General features: G+C 72.9%; 19 protein-coding genes, 1 pseudogene and 1 riboswitch. Of the genes and pseudogenes, 8 read left to right on the top strand and 12 right to left on the bottom strand.

All coding sequences use genetic code 11. The annotated features are described in order from the left end of the window. The first annotated feature begins 76 nt into the window (after nt 1-76). Complete coding sequence (locus tag BG418_RS15895; RefSeq protein ID WP_317453665.1) at nt 77-1,864, top strand: glycoside hydrolase family 15 protein; 1,788 nt, start codon at nt 77-79, stop codon at nt 1,862-1,864. Between the two features lie 4 nt (nt 1,865-1,868). Continuing rightward, entirely contained in the window at nt 1,869-2,624 is a 756-nt protein-coding gene (locus tag BG418_RS15890) for an SDR family oxidoreductase (protein WP_188274530.1), read from the top strand. An 18-nt stretch (nt 2,625-2,642) separates the two neighbouring features. On the opposite strand, the gene amaP is transcribed toward BG418_RS15890, so the two are convergent. From amaP to BG418_RS15865, 5 genes are read right to left on the bottom strand one after another with little or no spacing between them, the layout of a single operon-like run. Next, the gene (gene amaP / locus BG418_RS15885; protein WP_188274529.1) at nt 2,643-3,221 is read right to left on the bottom strand and encodes an alkaline shock response membrane anchor protein AmaP; all 579 of its coding nucleotides are present in this window, start codon (nt 3,219-3,221) and stop codon (nt 2,643-2,645) included. A 4-nt stretch (nt 3,222-3,225) separates the two neighbouring features. Further along, the gene (locus BG418_RS15880; RefSeq protein WP_188274528.1) at nt 3,226-3,930 is read right to left on the bottom strand and encodes a DUF6286 domain-containing protein; all 705 of its coding nucleotides are present in this window, start codon (nt 3,928-3,930) and stop codon (nt 3,226-3,228) included. After that, nucleotides 3,927-4,295, bottom strand: a complete 369-nt coding sequence (locus tag BG418_RS15875) for an Asp23/Gls24 family envelope stress response protein (protein WP_188274527.1) — start codon at nt 4,293-4,295, stop codon at nt 3,927-3,929. Before BG418_RS15875 ends, BG418_RS15880 begins: the two co-directional genes overlap by 4 nt. Nucleotides 4,296-4,304: 9 nt before the next feature. Continuing rightward, nucleotides 4,305-4,502: a hypothetical protein gene (locus BG418_RS15870; RefSeq protein ID WP_188274526.1), complete on the bottom strand. Its 198-nt coding sequence runs from the start codon at nt 4,500-4,502 to the stop codon at nt 4,305-4,307. A gap of 29 nt (nt 4,503-4,531) precedes the next feature. Further along, nucleotides 4,532-5,038, bottom strand: a complete 507-nt coding sequence (locus BG418_RS15865; protein ID WP_188274525.1) for an Asp23/Gls24 family envelope stress response protein — start codon at nt 5,036-5,038, stop codon at nt 4,532-4,534. A gap of 87 nt (nt 5,039-5,125) precedes the next feature. Here BG418_RS15865 and BG418_RS15860 point away from each other — a divergent pair, with 87 nt between their 5' ends. Further along, on the top strand, nt 5,126-5,767 hold the full coding sequence (locus tag BG418_RS15860; RefSeq protein WP_188274524.1) for a nucleopolyhedrovirus P10 family protein: 642 nt from the start codon (nt 5,126-5,128) through the stop codon (nt 5,765-5,767). Nucleotides 5,768-6,049: 282 nt separating this feature from the next. Here the strand turns inward: BG418_RS15860 and BG418_RS15855 are convergent, their stop codons facing one another. The 4 genes from BG418_RS15855 to BG418_RS15840 form a co-directional block, all read right to left on the bottom strand. Next, a complete protein-coding gene (locus BG418_RS15855; RefSeq protein WP_188274523.1) occupies nt 6,050-6,841 on the bottom strand; it encodes an enoyl-CoA hydratase/isomerase family protein in 792 nt (263 codons plus the stop codon). Between the two features lie 117 nt (nt 6,842-6,958). Next, a complete protein-coding gene (locus BG418_RS15850) occupies nt 6,959-7,180 on the bottom strand; it encodes a helix-turn-helix domain-containing protein (protein ID WP_188274522.1) in 222 nt (73 codons plus the stop codon). A gap of 347 nt (nt 7,181-7,527) precedes the next feature. Beyond that, the gene (locus BG418_RS15845; RefSeq protein WP_188274521.1) at nt 7,528-9,126 is read right to left on the bottom strand and encodes an ABC-F family ATP-binding cassette domain-containing protein; all 1,599 of its coding nucleotides are present in this window, start codon (nt 9,124-9,126) and stop codon (nt 7,528-7,530) included. Nucleotides 9,127-9,311: 185 nt separating this feature from the next. Continuing rightward, nucleotides 9,312-10,007: a hypothetical protein gene (locus BG418_RS15840; protein ID WP_188274520.1), complete on the bottom strand. Its 696-nt coding sequence runs from the start codon at nt 10,005-10,007 to the stop codon at nt 9,312-9,314. Between the two features lie 121 nt (nt 10,008-10,128). On the opposite strand from BG418_RS15840, the gene BG418_RS15835 reads away from it, so the two are divergent. Both BG418_RS15835 and BG418_RS15830 read left to right on the top strand, forming a co-directional pair. Continuing rightward, nucleotides 10,129-11,022, top strand: a complete 894-nt coding sequence (locus BG418_RS15835) for a neutral zinc metallopeptidase (protein WP_188274519.1) — start codon at nt 10,129-10,131, stop codon at nt 11,020-11,022. A gap of 137 nt (nt 11,023-11,159) precedes the next feature. Beyond that, complete coding sequence (locus tag BG418_RS15830) at nt 11,160-11,549, top strand: VOC family protein (protein ID WP_188274518.1); 390 nt, start codon at nt 11,160-11,162, stop codon at nt 11,547-11,549. Between the two features lie 26 nt (nt 11,550-11,575). On the opposite strand, the gene BG418_RS15825 is transcribed toward BG418_RS15830, so the two are convergent. The 3 genes from BG418_RS15825 to BG418_RS15815 all read right to left on the bottom strand — a co-directional run bounded on the left by BG418_RS15825 (nt 11,576) and on the right by BG418_RS15815 (nt 15,103). Then, nucleotides 11,576-13,006, bottom strand: coding sequence for a hypothetical protein (locus BG418_RS15825; protein WP_398998962.1), 1,431 nt, complete (start codon nt 13,004-13,006; stop codon nt 11,576-11,578). Nucleotides 13,007-13,211: 205 nt separating this feature from the next. Then, entirely contained in the window at nt 13,212-14,339 is a 1,128-nt protein-coding gene (locus BG418_RS15820; RefSeq protein ID WP_188274517.1) for an alpha/beta hydrolase, read from the bottom strand. Between the two features lie 104 nt (nt 14,340-14,443). Next, a complete protein-coding gene (locus tag BG418_RS15815) occupies nt 14,444-15,103 on the bottom strand; it encodes a class II aldolase/adducin family protein (protein WP_188274516.1) in 660 nt (219 codons plus the stop codon). A gap of 209 nt (nt 15,104-15,312) precedes the next feature. Between BG418_RS15815 and BG418_RS15810 the strand changes: the two genes are divergently transcribed. From BG418_RS15810 to BG418_RS15800, 3 genes and pseudogenes are all read left to right on the top strand, one after another. Next, nucleotides 15,313-16,584 carry an inorganic phosphate transporter gene (locus BG418_RS15810; protein WP_188274515.1) on the top strand — a complete coding sequence of 424 codons (1,272 nt, stop codon included), beginning with the start codon at nt 15,313-15,315 and terminating at the stop codon, nt 16,582-16,584. Nucleotides 16,585-16,613: 29 nt separating this feature from the next. Beyond that, the gene (locus BG418_RS15805) at nt 16,614-16,838 is read left to right on the top strand and encodes a hypothetical protein (RefSeq protein ID WP_188274514.1); all 225 of its coding nucleotides are present in this window, start codon (nt 16,614-16,616) and stop codon (nt 16,836-16,838) included. Nucleotides 16,839-16,945: 107 nt separating this feature from the next. Further along, nucleotides 16,946-17,089, top strand: a riboswitch (cobalamin riboswitch). Between the two features lie 107 nt (nt 17,090-17,196). Next, a pseudogene (locus BG418_RS15800) lies at nt 17,197-17,387 on the top strand (cobalamin biosynthesis protein); the annotation flags it as partial.

Below are 17,387 nucleotides of genomic sequence, written 5' to 3'. Positions count from 1 at the left end.
CTCCGTTCGCGTACGTCCGGTCGTATTGACGTATCGGCCTGATTGACAATTCCGCCGGGCGGGAATGCGCCACTGCGTGACGCGACGTATCCAGCGCATCGAGGACTACGCCCTCATCGGCGATCTCCAGACCGCCGCCCTGGTGGGCCGGGACGGCTCCGTCGACTGGCTGTGCCTGCCCCGCTTCGACTCGGCGGCCTGCTTCGCGGCGCTGCTCGGCGACGACGACAACGGCCACTGGCGGATCGCCCCGGCGGGCGCCGGGGACTGCACGCGCCGCGCCTACCTCGACGACTCGCTCGTCCTGGAGTCCGTGTGGGAGACCCGCACCGGCACGGTCAAGGTCATCGACTTCATGCCGCAGCGCGATGTCATGCCGGACGTCGTACGGATCGTCGAGGGCGTCAGCGGCAGCGTGGAGATGAGCTCGGTCCTGCGGCTGCGCTTCGACTACGGCCGGGTGGTGCCGTGGGTGCGCCGCGCCGACGGCCACCGGGTGGCGGTCGCGGGCCCCGACTCGGTCTGGCTGCGCACCGACCCGCCGGTCAAGACATGGGGCCAGCAGATGAGCACCCGCTCGTCGTTCACGGTCGGGCCGGGCGACAAGGTCGCGTTCGTCCTCACCTGGCACCCCTCGCACGAGCCCCGGCCGTCGATAATCGATCCGCACGAGGCACTGGAGCAGAGCCTGGCGGACTGGCGCGAGTGGGCGGACAAGTGCCGCACCGAGGGCCCCTACCGGGACGCCGTGGTCCGCTCCCTCATCACGCTCAAGGCGCTCACTTTCGCCCCGACCGGCGGCATCGTGGCGGCCCCCACCACCTCGCTCCCCGAGGAGATCGGAGGCGTGCGCAACTGGGACTACCGCTTCTGCTGGCTGCGCGACTCCACGCTCACCCTGGAGGCGCTGGTCACCGCCGGGTATCTGGAGGAGGCGGCGGCCTGGCGGGACTGGCTGCTGCGCGCGGTCGCGGGCGACCCCGCCGACCTCCAGATCATGTACGGCCTGGGCGGCGAGCGACGGCTGCCGGAGGTCGAACTGCCGTGGCTGAGCGGCCACTTCGACTCCACCCCGGTCCGTATCGGCAACGCCGCCGTCGACCAGCTCCAGCTCGATGTGTACGGGGAGGTCATCGACTCGCTGCATCTGGCCCGTATGGCGGGCATGGCCGCCAAGCCGCACACCTGGAACGTGGAGCTCAGCCTGCTCGGCTTCCTGGAGTCGCGCTGGCGCGAGCCGGACGAGGGGCTGTGGGAGGTACGCGGCACCCGCCGCCACTTCGTGCACTCCAAGGTGATGGCGTGGGTCGCCGCCGACCGCGCGGTCCAGGCCCTTGAGAGCGACCCTGCGCGGCGCGGCGACGCCGAGCGCTGGCGGCGCATGCGCGACGAGGTGCACCGGGAGGTCTGCGAGAAGGGGTTCGACCCGAAGCGCAACACCTTCACGCAGTCGTACGGGTCCGAGGAGCTGGACGCGGCGACGCTGCTCATCCCGCGCGTCGGATTCCTGCCGGGCGACGACCCGCGCGTGATCGGGACGGTGGACGCGGTACGGGCCGAGCTCGGCCGGGACGGCTTCGTGCGCCGCTACAGCACCGAGGGCCGCGGCCGCGCCGTGGACGGGCTGCCCGGCGCCGAGGGCACGTTCCTGGTCTGCTCGTTCTGGCTGGCCGACGCGCTGCGGCTGACCGGCCGCGAGAAGGAGGCGCGGGAGCTGTTCGAGCGGCTCCTCGCGCTGCGCAACGACGTGGGGCTGCTCGCCGAGGAGTACGACCCGGTGGCCAAGCGCCAGTTGGGGAACTTCCCGCAGGCCTTCAGCCATATCGGCCTGGTGGCGACCGCGCTGGGGCTGGAGGCAGGATAGGCGCATGGATCTTGGACTGAAGGACCGCGTCTACGTCGTCACCGGCGCCTCCCGGGGCCTCGGCCTCGCCTCCGCGCGGGCGCTCGCGGCCGACGGCGCGAAGGTGGTGCTCAGCGCCCGCGACGAGAAGGCGGTGGCCGAGGCCGCTACCGAACTCGGCCCGAACGCGCTGGGCGTGGCCGCCGACAACGCCGATCCGGCGACGCCCGCCCGGCTGGTCGCCACCGCCCGCGAGCGGTTCGGCCGCTTCGACGGCGTGCTGATCAGCGTCGGCGGCCCGGCGCCCGGCTTCGTGGCCGACAACACGGACGAGCAGTGGCAGTCGGCCTTCGACTCGGTGTTCCTGGGGGCGGTGCGGACGGCCCGCGCGGCGGCCGCCGAGCTCGACGAGGGCGGCGTGATCGGCTTCGTCCTGTCCGCGTCGGTCCACGAGCCCATCCCGGGTCTGACGATCTCCAACGGGCTGCGCCCCGGTCTCGCGGGCTTCGCCAAGTCCCTGGCGGACGAACTGGGCCCGCGCGGCATCCGTGTGGTCGGCCTGCTGCCGTCCCGGATCGACACCGACCGCGTACGGGAGCTGGACGCGCTCTCCGGCGACGCGGAGGCGGCCCGCGCCGCGAGCGAGTCCCGCATCCCGCTGCGCCGCTACGGCACCCCGGAGGAGTTCGGCCGCACGGCGGCGTTCCTGCTGTCGCCCGCCGCGTCGTATCTGACGGGTGTGATGCTGCCGGTGGACGGCGGGGCACGGCACGGGTTCTGAGCGCGCTGCGGCCCGCCCTCAACTGACGCGCTGCGGGCGGTGCTTGACCGCGCGCATCCGTACCTCGGCCGGGAGCGCGGCCAGGCCCGCCGAGTCGCGGGCGTGGGCGAGGGCCTGCGAAGTGAGGAGCGCCAGGGTCTCGGCGGGGGCGGCGTGCGGTTCGAGCAGCAGGGCGGCGCGCGCCGCCGGGGTGGTGCGGCGGCCGTGCAGGCTCACCTGGGCGCGCGCCACCCCGTGCAGCGCCTCCGCCTCGCCCGCCAGGACCGTCTCCAGGGCCCGGCCGCGCAGCAGCGCGCCCTCGCCGTCGCCGGAGTCCACCAGGACCTCCGCCAGGCGGGCCCGGCGCAGTTGGGCGAGCAGCCACCACAGGGCGAGCAGGATCAGCACGGCGAGCGCGGCGATGACCACCGGCCACCACCAGCCGTAGTGGTGCCAGCGCTCCCGCCGGGCCCGGCTGAGCAGGACGTCATCGGTGCCGTGCCAGGGCCACCACGAGGGGACGGAGAGTCCGGCCCCGGCGGCGAGGGCCGCACCGCCCGCCGCGACCAGTATGAGCCCCACCAGCCCCAGCAGCACCCGGTTCACCGTCCTCAGCACGGCTTCACCTCTTCCTGGCGGCGCGGCCCACGGACACGGAGAGGCCGGGCTGTGCGGCGAGCCCGAGCTCCTTGATGCCCGCGTCGAGCGCGGTGTCCAAGTCGGCGCGTACCTCGTCGAGTTCACGGAAGTGCGAGACCGCGCGCACGGCGACCTTCGCGCGGCCCATGCGGACGCGCGCCGACTGCACGCCCGGGACCTCCATCGCCCGGTCGCGCAGCACCAGCGCGGCGGCGGTCCGGTCGAGCCCCGCCCGTACCTCGGCGGACGGGCGCCGCATCACCAGCAGTTCCCGCAGCCCGGGCGTCACCGCGAGCACGATCAGCCAGAGGCCGAGCGCCACCACGACACCCGCGCCGACGAGCACCACCACGTCGTCCAGGGCGTGCCCGGCCAGCCAGTCGGCGCTGCGGCGGCGCCAGCGCATCGCCGGGCGGTCGGCCCGGACGGCCGCGATGTCGTACAGCAGCGGCCCGGCCACGGCGAGCACGACGATCGCCACGACCGTGGCGGGCACGCGCCGCGTCGACCAGAACCGGCCGCCCCCGCCGTCGTCCCCTTCCGCGAGGACGGGGTCGTACGCGGCGGACGACTGCGACTGGTCGAGCCCGCCCTCGGGGTTCTTCTCCAGGACGACGGGGAGGCGGCGAGTCCGCTCGTCGCCACCGGACTCGTCCGGTTTCGCCTCGTGCGGTGTGGGCTCGTTCACTGAATCCTCCCCCGATCCGCTGCCGTCCCGGTGTGCGCGGAGTGCAGCCGTTCGATCTGCACCGCCACCTCGGGCACCTCCATGCCCGCCAACGCCCTTACCCGCTCGGCGACTTGTCGACGCACAGCGCCGCACTGGGCGCCGATGTCGGAGGGGTAGCCGAGCTCCAGGCTGACCCGGACCCGGGCCGCGTCCTGGTGGACCGTCACCGTCGCGTGGGGCGCGGCGCCGTCTTCGGGGGGCGCCTGAAGCGCCTCGCGCGCCGCCTGCGCGGCGATCTTGGCCACCACCCGGTCGGCGATCCGGGTCGCCCCGCGCTCGCCGGGCTCGATCCGCTGGGGCGACGCCGTCGACGACACCGTCATGGGGCCTTGTCACCGCCGCCGGTCGCCGCGGTCACGGTCCCGGGGACGGAAGAAGTCACCGGGTTCGATATCACCGTCCAGGAATCTGCCCGCCACGAAGCCGATCGCGCCGAGCGCCGCGACCAGCAAGAACGCCCCGAAGCCGCCGAAGTATCCGGCGAAGCCGAGGGCCATGCCGGCCACCATGCCGATCACCGCCATGCTCATGTTGAGCTCCTCAGTCGGGGGCCGGGGCCTCAGTGGAGACGCGGCTCCGGCTCGTCCTCTTCCTCATCTGGAAGTTTCACATCGCTGACCGCGATATTGACCTCGACGACCTCAAGTCCTGTCATGCGCTCGACGGCCGCGATCACGTTCTCGCGTACGGCGCGGGCCACATCGGAGATCGACACGCCGTAGTCGACGACGATCTCCAGGTCGAGGGCCGTCTGGACCTCGCCGACCTCGGCCTTCACCCCGCGCGCCACCGCGGCCTTGCTCCCGCCGGGGACCCGGTCCCGCACGGCTCCGAACGTACGGGACAGACCGCTGCCCATCGCGTGCACGCCACCGACCTCGCGGGCGGCGAGCCCGGCGATCTTCTCCACGACACCATCGGCGATGGTGGTACGCCCCCGGGTACCGGGGTCGCCACCGCCGCGCTTGGAGGCGGAGGCCTTCCTGGTCCCGGTCGTGCCTCCGTCCGGTGAGTCCTTGTCCGGACCGGAGTGCTCGGGGCGGTTGCGCTGTGCGGTCTCGCTCATGGCGGTCATCCCTTTCGACTTCCCCCCGATTGCCCACACTAAGTGCGGTTCCCCACTCCCGCGCCGGGGATGCGGCAGGCTGGAGCAATGACGGCGGACGCGTGGGGCGCGGAAGTACGGCGCCGACTGGGCCTCGGCAGACTGCTGCCGCTCGGGGAGGCGGCGGACGGGGTGTGGGTGACCGAGCGGGCGGCCGGGGCGGTGCTGCGGTCGGCCGCGGACGCGGTGCCGGACGTGGCGGTGACCACCCTGCGCCTGTCGCCGGTGTCCCCGGCCGAGCCCGTGCCCTGGGCCCCGCCGAGCGCGCTGGGGCCGGGGGCGGTGCGGGTGTCGGCGGAGGTGGCGGTGTGGGGGTCCTCGCCGTTGCCCGGGCGGGTGGGGCGGCTGCGGGAGGCGCTGTGGGAGGCGGCGGACGGGCGTCTCGGGCTGGCGCTCACGGAGGTGGACGTGCACGTGACCGCGCTTCTGTCCGCCCCGGCGCATCCGCCGCCGGACACTCCCCCGAGCGGGCGACCCCCGTCCACGCCGATGGCCCGGGCGGCGCTGTCGGTCCCGGGTGTGTCGTCCCTGACGGCCGAACTCGGCCCACCACCGCTGTCGGCCCGGCCCGATCCCCCCGCCGTCCTGGAGCTGACGACGGCGCCGGGGCACCGGGCACTGGATGTGGCGCGGGCGGTTCGGGGAGTGGTGGGGGGTGGGGTGGGAGTGCTGGTGACGTGGGCGGGGTGATTTTTCCCCACCCCACCCCTTCCCGAAAGCCTCCGGCGGATTGTCGGTCGGCTGGCTGCCGGTGGGGGCTTGTCGCGCAGTTCCCCGCGCCCCTTAATGGGCCCGAAGGGCCCTCCTAGGGGCGCGGGGAACTGCGCGAGCAACCCAGCACGGTCCGCAGTCGAAGCGGGGTGCAGGGGCGCAGCCCCGCCCGGGGTCCGGGGGCCTCGCCCCCGGGAAACCCACCTCAACCCCCACCCACCCCCGGAGGGTCTAGGTGAAGGGGCGGGGTGGGGCAAAACCTCAGTCGGACAGGCCCGCCAGGTCCCGCAGCCGCCGCGCCTGCGCCGCGCGCTCCGCGACCCGCTGGTCCTCGTACGTACGACCGGACGCGCCCCGCAACAGCGCCTTCGTCTCGATCACCGCATCCCGCGGCGCCGCGACCAGCGCACCCGCCAAGTCCCGTACAGCCGCGTCCAGTTCATCACCCGGCACGGAAAGGTTCGCCAGCCCGACCCGCTCCGCCTCCTCCGCGCCGACGAAGCGTCCCGTCGCGCAGATCTCCAGCGCGCGGGCGTAGCCCACGAGCCCGACCAGCGGATGCGTGCCCGTCAGGTCCGGCACCAGACCCAGACTCGTCTCGCGCATGGCGAACTGCACGTCGTCGGCGACGACGCGCAGGTCACAGGCGAGCGCGAGCTGGAACCCCGCACCGATCGCATGCCCCTGGACCGCCGCGATCGACACGATGTCGTTGCGGCGCCACCAGGTGAACGCCTCCTGGTACTCGGCGATGACCCCGTCGAGCTCCGCGTCGGAGCCGCGCGCGAGGTCGAGGAAGGACGGCTCACCGTCGAAGCCCTCGGGAGTGAAGGCCTGACGGTCGAGCCCGGCGGAGAAGGACTTGCCCTCTCCCCGCAGCACCACGACCCGGACGGTGCCGGGCAGTTCCTGTCCGGCCGCCGCCAACGCCCGCCACAGAGCGGGAGACTGGGCGTTGCGCTTGGCCGGATTGGTCAGGGTCACCGTGGCGACCGCGTCGTCGACGGTGAGCCGTACGCCGTCCTTGTCGAGTACGGGGTCGGGCGAAGCCATGGGGCGCCTCCGGGTCAGGTGCGGTCAACAAGTGACTGCACAGTAACCACCCGATCGACCACGCGGTCGACCGGGTGGCCACCAGACCCGGCGGGCCGTGGCCCCGCCCGGCCCCGGTCAGGCCGTCGCGGTCTTCTTGCCGCGTGTCGCTCCGCCGCGTCCGCGGAGTACGACCCCGGACTCGCTGAGCATCCGGTGCACGAATCCATAGGAGCGGCCGGTCTCTTCGGCCAGCGCCCGGATGCTCGCACCGGAGTCGTACTTCTTCTTCAGGTCTGCCGCGAGCTTGTCGCGCGCGGCGCCGGTAACCCGGCTGCCCTTCTTCAGAGTCTCGGCCACCCGTGCCTCCTCATGGGAAGTGCGCTCTGGACTTCTCATGATCACCCCTCTCGGGCTTCCTGGCCACCCATTCGGCAAGGTCCGTCCCAGCGGGTTTCGGCGCAGGAACGAGCGAGGCTCGACCGGAACACAAAGTTCCGGTCGAGCCCGAAGTGACCGCTGAGCCCGGCCCGCCACGAAGTGGCTGGTCAGAGGTGTGTTCCGGGTCACAGCCCGGAACCGGCCCGTCCCGTACGTACCGGATCTTGATCCCGTGCATGACACGCCGGGGTACGAGACGCACTCACTCAGATTGAGGATCACGCGTAAGCCGAATGATCCATATGGAGTGGATCAGTCGCGCTGGGTCACGCCAGAGCGACCAGATCCGCGTAGTCCGGACCCCACAGGTCCTCGACTCCGTCGGGCAGCAGGATGATGCGCTCCGGCTGCAGCGCCTCGACCGCGCCCTCGTCGTGGGTGACCAGGACGACCGCGCCCTTGTACGTACGCAGCGCGCCCAGGATCTCCTCCCGGCTGGCCGGGTCGAGGTTGTTGGTCGGCTCGTCGAGGAGCAGCACGTTGGCGGACGAGACCACGAGCGTGGCCAGGGCCAGGCGGGTCTTCTCGCCGCCGGAGAGCACACCGGCCGGCTTGTCGACGTCGTCGCCGGAGAACAGGAACGAGCCCAGCGTCTTGCGGACCGCGACCAGGTCGAGGTCGGGGGCCGAGGAGCGCATGTTCTCCAGGACCGTGCGGTCCGGGTCGAGCGTCTCGTGCTCCTGGGCGTAGTAGCCGAGCTTGAGGCCGTGGCCCGGGGTGACCTCGCCGGTGTCCGCCTTCTCGGCGCCCGCGAGCAGCCGCAGCAGGGTCGTCTTGCCGGCACCGTTCAGACCGAGGATGACGACCCGCGACCCCTTGTCGATGGCCAGGTCGACGTCGGTGAAGATCTCAAGCGAGCCGTACGACTTGGACAGGCCCTCGGCGGTCAGCGGGGTCTTGCCGCAGGGCGCCGGGTCCGGGAAGCGCAGCTTGGCGACCTTGTCGGAGACGCGGACCGCCTCCAGGCCGGAGAGCAGCCGCTCGGCGCGCTTGGCCATGTTCTGCGCGGCCACCGTCTTGGTCGCCTTGGCGCGCATCTTGTCGGCCTGCGAGTTGAGGGCCGCGGCCTTCTTCTCGGCGTTCTGGCGCTCGCGCTTGCGACGCTTCTCGTCGGCCTCGCGCTGCTGCTGGTAGAGCTTCCAGCCCATGTTGTAGACATCGATCTGGGAGCGGTTGGCGTCCAGGTAGAACACCTTGTTGACGACCGTCTCGACCAGGTCGACATCGTGGGAGATCACGATGAAGCCGCCGCGGTACGTCTTGAGGTAGTCCCGCAGCCAGACGATCGAGTCCGCGTCGAGGTGGTTGGTCGGCTCGTCGAGGAGCAGGGTGTCGGCGTCCGAGAAGAGGATGCGGGCGAGCTCGACGCGACGGCGCTGACCACCGGAGAGCGTGTGCAGCGGCTGGCCGAGCACCCGGTCGGGCAGGCCGAGCGCGGCCGCGATGGTGGCGGCCTCCGCCTCGGCGGCGTACCCGCCCTTGGTGAGGAACTCGGTCTCCAGGCGCTCGTACTTCTTCATCGCCTTCTCGCGCGTGGCGCCCTTGCCGTTCGCCATGCGGTCCTCGTTCTCGCGCATCTTGCGCAGCACCTCGTCGAGGCCGCGCGCGGAGAGCACGCGGTCGCGCGCGAGGACGTCGAGGTCGCCGGTACGGGGGTCCTGCGGCAGATAGCCGACCTCGCCGGAGCGGGTGATGGTGCCGCCGGCGGGCATGCCTTCGCCGGCCAGGCACTTGGTGAGGGTGGTCTTGCCGGCTCCGTTGCGGCCGACCAGGCCGATGCGGTCGCCCTTGGCGACACGGAAGGAGGCGGACTCGATGAGGACGCGGGCGCCGGCGCGCAGCTCGACGCCAGTGGCGGTGATCACGGAAATACTCCAGGGCGGGTGGGACGGCGGGGTGGACGGGGGTCGCGGAGCGTCGCCGCCGTCTAATGCGCGAGGAGAATTGCCATGGGCCAATTCTAGCGGGGGTGTGCAACTGCTTTTACGTGCGGTGATACGAACGCCGGTCCGTCCGGTCCGGGTCCCGGGAGAGGGGCTCCCGGCCCGCCTCACGCGCGCGTGGCAGCGTCCACGCGCGCGGGGAGGTCGTTTCCGAGCGGGGTACGGCCCGGGGTGATCCGCCCGAGCGAGTCCACCGCCACCAGCTCCTGGCTCCAGACGTCCCGGTCGCGGCAGGGCTGGGCGACGAGCAGGACACCGTCCACGCGCGCGACGCGGCCGGGATCGAAGGCGCAGGAGCGCCGCGCGGGCAGCGTCCAGCGCAGATCCCCGTCGGCGGCGCGGTAGGCGGTGATGCGCTCGGGGGTGACGACGGCGAGCATGGCGCCGGCCCGGGCGGCCGGGCCGAGCTCCTGGAGCACCCCCGACGCCCGCCCGGGCCGGCCTTCGAGCCAGTCCGCCAGGCCCGGCACCGCCCGGTGCCAGCGGACCGCGTCGACCGAGAGCACGCGCGCGGTGTCGGTGACCATCCCGTCGCTCCACAGCGCGAAGGCGTGCCCGGGCGCGGTGCGCACGGCGAGCGGGCGCCGCCCCTCACGGCGGTACGTCCAGCCGCGCGCCCCGCTCCTGGGGTCGTACGCCTCGACGGCCGCGCCCCGTACGCGCACCGCCGACCGGGCCGGGGCTGCGGGCGCCGCGGTGAGGCGGTCGCCGTAGGGGGCGGGCCGGGCGTGGTGTGCGGCGGTGACCAGCGGCAGGGCCAGGACGGCGGCGACAGCGGCCAGCGCGAGACGGTTCCGGTCCATGAGGCGCCGAGCGTATCGGCCACCACAACAAAAAGGGCGTAACGCAATGAACTGTTTGATAGTCGATGCCATACTCGGCAGCACACAGAGTGACATTCGCTGAACAGAGGGTGGTGCGCCCGTGCAGTTCGACGACGACGCCGATCTGGACACGTCCGAGGTCAAGGACGAGCGAGGCAGCCGTATCCCGGGCGGCAGGGCCACTGTCGGCGGCGGGATCGTCGGAATCATCGCGCTGGTCCTGGGGCTGCTGTTCGGTGTCGGACCCGAGCAACTGGGGCTCTCCTCCGGCGACTCCGCACCGGCGACCTCGGTGTCCGCGCAGGGGCAGGTGCAACAGAGCTGCCTCAAGGGCCGCGACGCCAACACCAAGGAGGACTGCCGGATCCTCGCCGTCGTCAACAGCGTGCAGGACTACTGGCGTCAGGAGTTCCCGCGCCGGGGCGGCAGTTACACGACCGCCCTGACGGTGTTCTTCACCGGCCGGGTCTCCACCGCGTGCGGCGCGGCGACCTCGGCGGTCGGGCCGTTCTACTGCCCGGGCGACCGGAAGGTCTATCTGGACCTCGGCTTCTTCGACGAACTGCGCACCAAGTTCGGCTCCACCGGCGGGCCGTTCGCCCAGGCGTACGTCGTGGCGCACGAGTACGGGCACCACATCCAGAACCTGATGGGCACGCTCGGCCGGGCACAGGACGGGCGTCAGGGCGCGGGCAGCAACGCCGTGAAGGTCGAGCTCCAGGCCGACTGCTACGCGGGCGTGTGGGCGCACCACGCGACCACGACCCCCGACAAGCGGACCGGCCGGCCGCTGCTGACCAAGCTCACCGACCAGGACATCCAGGACGGCCTGAACGCGGCGGCCGCCGTCGGCGACGACCGGATCCAGGAGAGGTTCCAGGGCCGGGTCACCCCCGAGTCCTGGACGCACGGCTCGGCCCAGCAGCGCCAGCAGTGGTTCGCCACGGGCTTCCGCACCGGCGACATGGGCCGCTGCGACACCTTCGCGCGCTGAGAGCCCGACCCCGCACCGCCCGCGCACCGCCGGACCGGCCGTTGTCAGTGCCCGGTGCCAGACTGAGATCCAGATCACATCGGCGGCATGACGCGGGCCCGGGGACGGGTCCGAGGACTCGGAAAGGGAGTTTCGGGATGAGTGTGTATCCGACGATTCTGTACGCGGACGCGAAGGCCGCGATCAGCCTGCTCAAGGACGCGTTCGGGTTCAGCGAGGTGAGTGTGTACGAGGGCGAGGACGGCACGGTGTTCCACGCCGAACTGGCCAGCGGGACCGGCGTGGTGATGGTGGGTTCGAAGGGACGCGGCGGCCTCTTCGACGAGACCATGCGGGACGCAGGTCCGGCGGGGGTGTACGTGGCGGTGGACGATGTGGACGCCCACCACAAGCGGGCCGTGGAGCACGGCGTGGAGATCCTGATGGAGCCCACCGACCAGGACTACGGATCGCGCGACTACATGGCGCGCGACGCCGAGGGCAACGTGTGGAGCTTCGGTACGTACGCCCCCGGCGCGAGCGGCTGACCGGCTGACGCCCCCGGCGTCCCGGGTCACACCCCGCCGGTGTGGACCTGGAACGCCGCACGGCGCACGGCCTTGGCGAGGGCCGGGTCCGGGTGGGCGGCGGCGAGCGCGACCAGGACCTGGACCGTGCGGGGGTGGCCGACGACCCGGACCTCGTCGAGCAGGGCGGGCACGGTGCCCTGCACGGCCGAGTCGAGGTGACGCACCATCAACTCGACCTCGCCGTGGTCCGCGACGGCCGCGGCGGTGTCCACCCAGAGCCAGGTGGACTCCTCGCGGGTGAGGACGGCGGTGGCGTCCTCGGGGTCGCTCCCCTCGTGTTCGGCGAGCCAGAGCAGGGCGTACGGACGCAGGAAGATCTCGTCGGTGGCCGCGCGCACCTCGGGCTCGGCCGGGGCGCCGACCACGCGCAGCGCCTCGAAGGCGAGGCCGCGCACCAGGGCGTCCTCGCCGCGGGCGGCGTCGAGGAGTTCGGTGACGGCGCTGCCGACGGGCCGGGCCGCGAGCCAGGCGCGGTACTCGGCGCGGGCCGGGCCGGGGGTGAGCCGGGCGCAGCCGCGCAGCATGTCCTCGGCGGACTGCTCGATGTTGCCCGCGGGGCTCTGCGCGGCGACGCAGATCTGCTCCAGCTTGACCCACACCGCCCAACTGCCGAGCGGGGTGAGGGTGGCCTGGCCCTCGCCGAGGGTGAGCGCGCCGACGGCGGCGAGCCCGGCCAGGACCCAGTCGAGCAGGAGGGAGAGGAAGGCGAGGGCGGCGGGCCCCTCGCCCCCGGCGCCGTCCGCCTCGGCACCGTGCGGCACTTCGCAGCGCTCGTCGCGCAGTTCCGCGACGCGCTGGCCGAGCAGATCGAGCAGGGCCGGTACGAGGACGGGACCGGCCGACAGCTGGAGGAGGGAGAGCACTTGGGGGACGGCTTCGACGACCTCGGCCACGGCGGCGGGCGCGATGGCGGCCGGGGCGGGGTGGACGATCGACCAGGCGTCGAAGAGGGCGACCCAGCCGCGCAGCACGGCGGCGTCGTCGCGGTCCCAGGCGCGCAGCCGCCAGCCGGGGCGTGCGGTGCCGCCGTGCAGCTCGACGAGTCCGGCGAGCCGGGCCCGGTCCCAGCCGGCCCGCACCTGCGCGGGCGTCAACCGCAGTGCGGCGGCGGCCTGTTCGGCGGCCGGGGCGGACAGGGTGCCCGTCGGCGCGGGGCGCGGGGCGTTGCCCCGGGCGCGCTCGGCGTCGGCCCAGCGGGCGACCCGTACGGCGTCGGCGAGGACCGCTCGGGCCTGGCGGGCCAGTTCGGCGGCGGCCGGGGTGCCCTCCGGCGGCCGGGAGCCCGGACGGGCGCGCCGGTCCGTCACGGCCCGGCGGGCGGTGGCCAGGGGGCGGGCTTCCTTCGAATACGGGGCGCGGACAAGCCGCAGTCTGGAGTCGCGCGGCAACTTCTCTTCAGGCTTCCGGGACGTCACAGGTGCAGTCTTCCCGCTCACAGCCGGAAAGCCCAAACGGAATGGGGTAAGCCCGGATACCGACGGGCCGGGGGTCCGGGGGTTGTCCCCCGGGAAAGCACAGTCCGCTGACAGCCGGAAAGCCCAAACGGAATGCAATGCCTTGGTTCCGGGCCCGGCCCGTGCCCGGCCCCGGACGCCGCTTCGGGGGCGTCGGTCCCGTCCGTCACATCAGTGGCGTGAGGAAGCGCCGCAGTGCCTCCTCGTACCGGGCGGGGTTCGCGTTCCACATCGAGGCGTGCGGGGCGTGCTGGACCGTGTGCAGGGTCACCAGTTCCGGTCTGCGGGCGGCCAGTTCGCGGGTCGGCTGCCAGGGCGCCAGGGTGTCGTCGGGGCCGTGGAAGACCAGCGCCGGGACGCGCAGGGCGTGCGGGTCGGCCGCTTCGCGCAGATGGTTTCCGTGCGGGCCGGTGCGGCCCTGGGCGGCGCGGACCGCGAGCGGGAGCAGGGCGCTCGGGGCGCCGTTGGCGACGGCGAGGGCGCGCAGGGTGCTCTCCCAGTCCAGGACGGGCGAGTCGAGCACGACGCCCCGGACGCGGTCGCGCAGCGCGGAGTCGGTGGCGGCACGCAGCGCCATGGTGGCGCCGGTGGACCAGCCGTGCAGGATGACGCGCTCGGCGCCGCTGCGTACGGCGTACCGGATCGCGGCGTCCAGGTCGCGCCACTCCGAGTCGCCGAGGTGGGCGAGGCCGTCCGGGGAGCGGGGGGCGCCCTCGTCGCCCCGGTAGGCGAGGGAGAGCACCGGGAGTTTCTGGCGGTGCAGGAACTCCATGGTGTTCAGGGTGTGCTCGCGGGTGGTGCCCAGGCCGTGCACGGCGATCACCCAGGTCTTGCGGGCGCCGCCGACCAGCCAGGCGGGCAGCGCGCCGAGTTCGGACGGGATCTCGACGTCCTTGTGGTCGAGCCCGAGGGCCTCGCCCGGGGTGCCCCGGTGGATCTGCGGGGTCATCCGCACCCGGTCGCCCGGCTCCGGGCTGCCCCGGGTGACCCGCTCCAGGCGGCGCACCACGGTGTCCGCCGGGTGCTGCGCGTGGTCGACGACCTCGCCGACCACCGCGTGGATGCCGGACCCCTCGATGCCGTACACCCCGGGGCGCAGGGCGGCGAGGCAGCGGGTCAGGGCGATCCGCCCGGGTGCCGTGGCGTGCACGGTGAGCTCGGGGTCGCTGGGCAGCGGGCGGCCGGGCGGCGCCTTGAGGGCCGCGTCGCTCGCATACCGTCCGGCGGCCACCGCGGCCGCGCCGACGCCGATGAGTGTGGTGACGGCCGCTGCCGTCGCTGTAGCCGGGCGCACCGTTCCAGTGTCGGCAGCCCTTGGCCGTACGGCCAGTGGGCGAGGGCCTACCGGGGCACGCCCCGGACCCGGTCCGGTCCCACGCGCCCCTCACACCTCGCCCGTCACCGCTGCCCGTACCCCCGGAACTGCTCGGCCGCCCGCTCTAGGTCGGCGTCGGAGAGCAGGGACGGGCTGCGGCCGGGCACGGAGGACGCGGCGAGCCACAGCCGGCACATCCACTCCAGCTGCGCGGTCCGGTCGTACGCCTGGGAGAGGGTCGTTCCGTACGTCATGGTTCCGTGGTTCTGGAGGAGGCATCCGGTGCGGTCCTGAAGCGCGCCGAGCATGTTCTCGGCCAGTTCCTGGGTTCCGTACAGCGCGTAGGGCGCGACCCGGACCGGGCCGCCGAGCGTGGCAGTCATGTAGTGGACCGGCGGGAGCTCGGTGACCAGCGTGGAGACGGCGGTGGCGTGCACGGCATGGGTGTGCACGACGGCCCGGGCGTCGGTGGCGCGGTAGACGGCGAGGTGCATCGGCAGCTCGCTGGTCGGCCGCAGCGTGCCGATGACCTGGCGGCCCGAGAGGTCGACGGCGACGGTGTCGTCGGGGCCGAGCCGGTCGTAGGGGACCCCGGTGGGGGTGACGAGGACCAGGTCCCCGACCCGTACGGAGACATTGCCCGAGGTGCCGACGACCAGCCCTTCCGCCGCTGTCCGCCGCGCTGTCGCGGTCAGTTCGGCCCAGGCGGCGGCGGTCGGTTCACGGTGGTTCGGCTCTCCCATGAACGCGATCCTCGCAGCTCCCGGACGGCGTGCCGGGGAGTGAGCAGAATCTCTTCTATGGGCTGTTTGGCCAGTTCACGGGGTTTGTCAGGGCCTGCCCCCAGCAAAAACCGGTCAGAGACACCATGAAGCCCGACCCAGTTCACCTTCCGTTCATCCAGGTTACTTACGTTCGTCCAGCCACTGACGTCGAACGATTGCCTGGGTAAATGGAACACATCACGCTGCTGCTCGCCATTGTGGTCGTGACAGCTCTAGTGTTCGATTTCACGAACGGTTTCCATGACACCGCCAACGCGATGGCCACGACCATCTCGACCGGCGCCCTGAAGCCCAAAGCCGCCGTGGCCATGTCCGCGGCGCTCAACCTGGTCGGCGCGTTCCTGTCGGTGGAGGTCGCCAAGACGATCTCCGGCGGGATCATCAACGAAAAGGGCATCAGGACCGAGGTGATCTTCGCGGCGCTCGTCGGCGCCATCCTCTGGAACCTGGTGACCTGGCTGCTCGGCCTGCCGTCCAGCTCCTCGCACGCCCTGTTCGGCGGTCTGATCGGCGCGGCCGTGATGTCGGCCGGCTGGTCCTCGGTCAACGGCTCCACCGTCGTCACCAAGGTGCTGCTCCCGGCCGTCGCCGCCCCGATCGTCGCGGGCCTCGCCTCGATGCTGGCCACGCGGCTGACGTACCGGATCAACCGGAACACGGACGAGAAGGCCACCGCCAAGGGCTACCGGGCGGGCCAGATCGCCTCCGCCGGTCTCGTCTCGCTCGCCCACGGCACCAACGACGCGCAGAAGACCATGGGCATCATCACGCTCGCCCTGGTCACCGGCGGTGTGCTGCACCCGGGCGCCAACCCCCCGATGTGGGTCATCGTCTCGGCCGGCATGGCCATCGCCATGGGCACCTACCTCGGCGGCTGGCGCATCATCCGCACCATGGGCAAGGGCCTGACCGAGCTCGCGCCGCCGCAGGGCTTCGCCGCCCAGTCCGGTGCCGCCACCGTCATCCTGGCCTCCTCGCACCTCGGCTTCTCGCTCTCCACCACCCAGGTCTGCTCCGGCTCCGTCATGGGCGCCGGTCTCGGCCGCAAGGGCGGTGTGGTCCGCTGGTCCACCGCGACCCGGATGTTCGTCGCGTGGGGCCTGACCCTGCCGGCCGCGGGTCTCGTCGGCGCCGGCGCCGAGTTCCTGACCGGCCAGGGCACCTGGGGCATCGCCCTGGTGGCGATCCTGCTGGTCGCGGGCTCCGGCTTCATCTGGAAGCTGTCGCGCCGCGAGCCGGTCTCCCACACCGACGTCACCAACGCCCCGGCCGACACCGCGATCGAGGCCCCGGCCGAGCCCGCGGGTGTCATCACCACCGCGATGGCCGCGGTCACCCCGCCCCCGACCGTCGCCGCCGTGGCCGCCGATCTGACGGCCACCATCCCGGCCCCGGCCCCGGTGGCCCCCGCCGACCCGGCCCGCCCGGCCGCCGTCTGACCCGGCCGCGCACCCTCTAAGGAATCGTCATGCACATCGACTGGGCAGCTCTCGGCACCGTCTTCGGTGTCAGCCTCATCGTCACCGTCGGCCTGGTGGGCCTGTTCACCGTCGGGATCGTCGGCCTCAGCAAGCAGCAGTCCGCCGCGTCCGGCAAGGGCAACGTCGCCCTGGCCCGCACCACCGCGTACGCCTGCTTCGCGCTCTGCGCGGCGGCCGTCGCCTACGGCATCAACCTGATCGTCGCCAAGTAACAGCGACTGTCCACGCGTCTCCAGAACCGCCCTCCGGATCCTTGCGGAGGGCGGTTCTCTGTGTGCCTCGGCACACTCTCCCGTCGCAGGTCAGCAGCGAGTTGACGGGCGTTCTTGGGCGTGGTGGACTGCCCGAGCCATTTACGGCGGCAGAAGAGGAAGCCGGTGCGAATCCGGCGCGGTCCCGCCACTGTCATCGGGGAATAAACCCCCGTGAGCCAGGAACTCTCACCGCCGGTCGACGTCGTACCAGGGCGCGGACACCCTGAGTGAGGACATACCGCCATGCGCGCCTGCCTGTTGCCGGCACCCCCCAGAAGTACCGGAGCTCTCCGCGGCGTTGCGGCGGGCTGACCTCATGCGTGCCGATCGCACTTTCGCGTACGGCGCCACCGCCGGGCTCCTCGGCGACCTGCTCCTGGGCGATCCCCGCCGGGGGCATCCGGTCGCCGCGTTCGGCCGCGCCGCGGCCGCCGTCGAGCGCGCGCTGTGGCGCGACCACCGGGGCTGGGGCGCACTGCACACCGCCGTGTGCGCCGGAGGCGCCGC

It is taken from the genome of Streptomyces sp. CBMA152, from assembly GCF_014596475.1.
GTDB lineage: Bacteria > Actinomycetota > Actinomycetes > Streptomycetales > Streptomycetaceae > Streptomyces.
This window is presented reverse-complemented; position numbering and strand designations above follow the sequence as displayed.

Bases quoted from the DNA above. Each gene is read 5' to 3' on its own strand.
- BG418_RS15855 (WP_188274523.1), bottom strand. From the start codon at position 6,841: ATGGCTTCGCCCGACCCCGTACTCGACAAGGACGGCGTACGGCTCACC.
- BG418_RS15810 (WP_188274515.1), top strand. From the start codon at position 15,313: ATGGAACACATCACGCTGCTGCTCGCCATTGTGGTCGTGACAGCTCTA.
- BG418_RS15875 (WP_188274527.1), bottom strand. From the start codon at position 4,295: ATGACGGTGTCGTCGACGGCGTCGCCCCAGCGGATCGAGCCCGGCGAG.
- BG418_RS15830 (WP_188274518.1), top strand. From the start codon at position 11,160: ATGAGTGTGTATCCGACGATTCTGTACGCGGACGCGAAGGCCGCGATC.
- BG418_RS15815 (WP_188274516.1), bottom strand. From the start codon at position 15,103: ATGGGAGAGCCGAACCACCGTGAACCGACCGCCGCCGCCTGGGCCGAA.
- BG418_RS15890 (WP_188274530.1), top strand. From the start codon at position 1,869: ATGGATCTTGGACTGAAGGACCGCGTCTACGTCGTCACCGGCGCCTCC.
- BG418_RS15860 (WP_188274524.1), top strand. From the start codon at position 5,126: ATGACGGCGGACGCGTGGGGCGCGGAAGTACGGCGCCGACTGGGCCTC.
- BG418_RS15865 (WP_188274525.1), bottom strand. From the start codon at position 5,038: ATGAGCGAGACCGCACAGCGCAACCGCCCCGAGCACTCCGGTCCGGAC.
- BG418_RS15805 (WP_188274514.1), top strand. From the start codon at position 16,614: ATGCACATCGACTGGGCAGCTCTCGGCACCGTCTTCGGTGTCAGCCTC.
- BG418_RS15870 (WP_188274526.1), bottom strand. From the start codon at position 4,502: ATGAGCATGGCGGTGATCGGCATGGTGGCCGGCATGGCCCTCGGCTTC.
- BG418_RS15840 (WP_188274520.1), bottom strand. From the start codon at position 10,007: ATGGACCGGAACCGTCTCGCGCTGGCCGCTGTCGCCGCCGTCCTGGCC.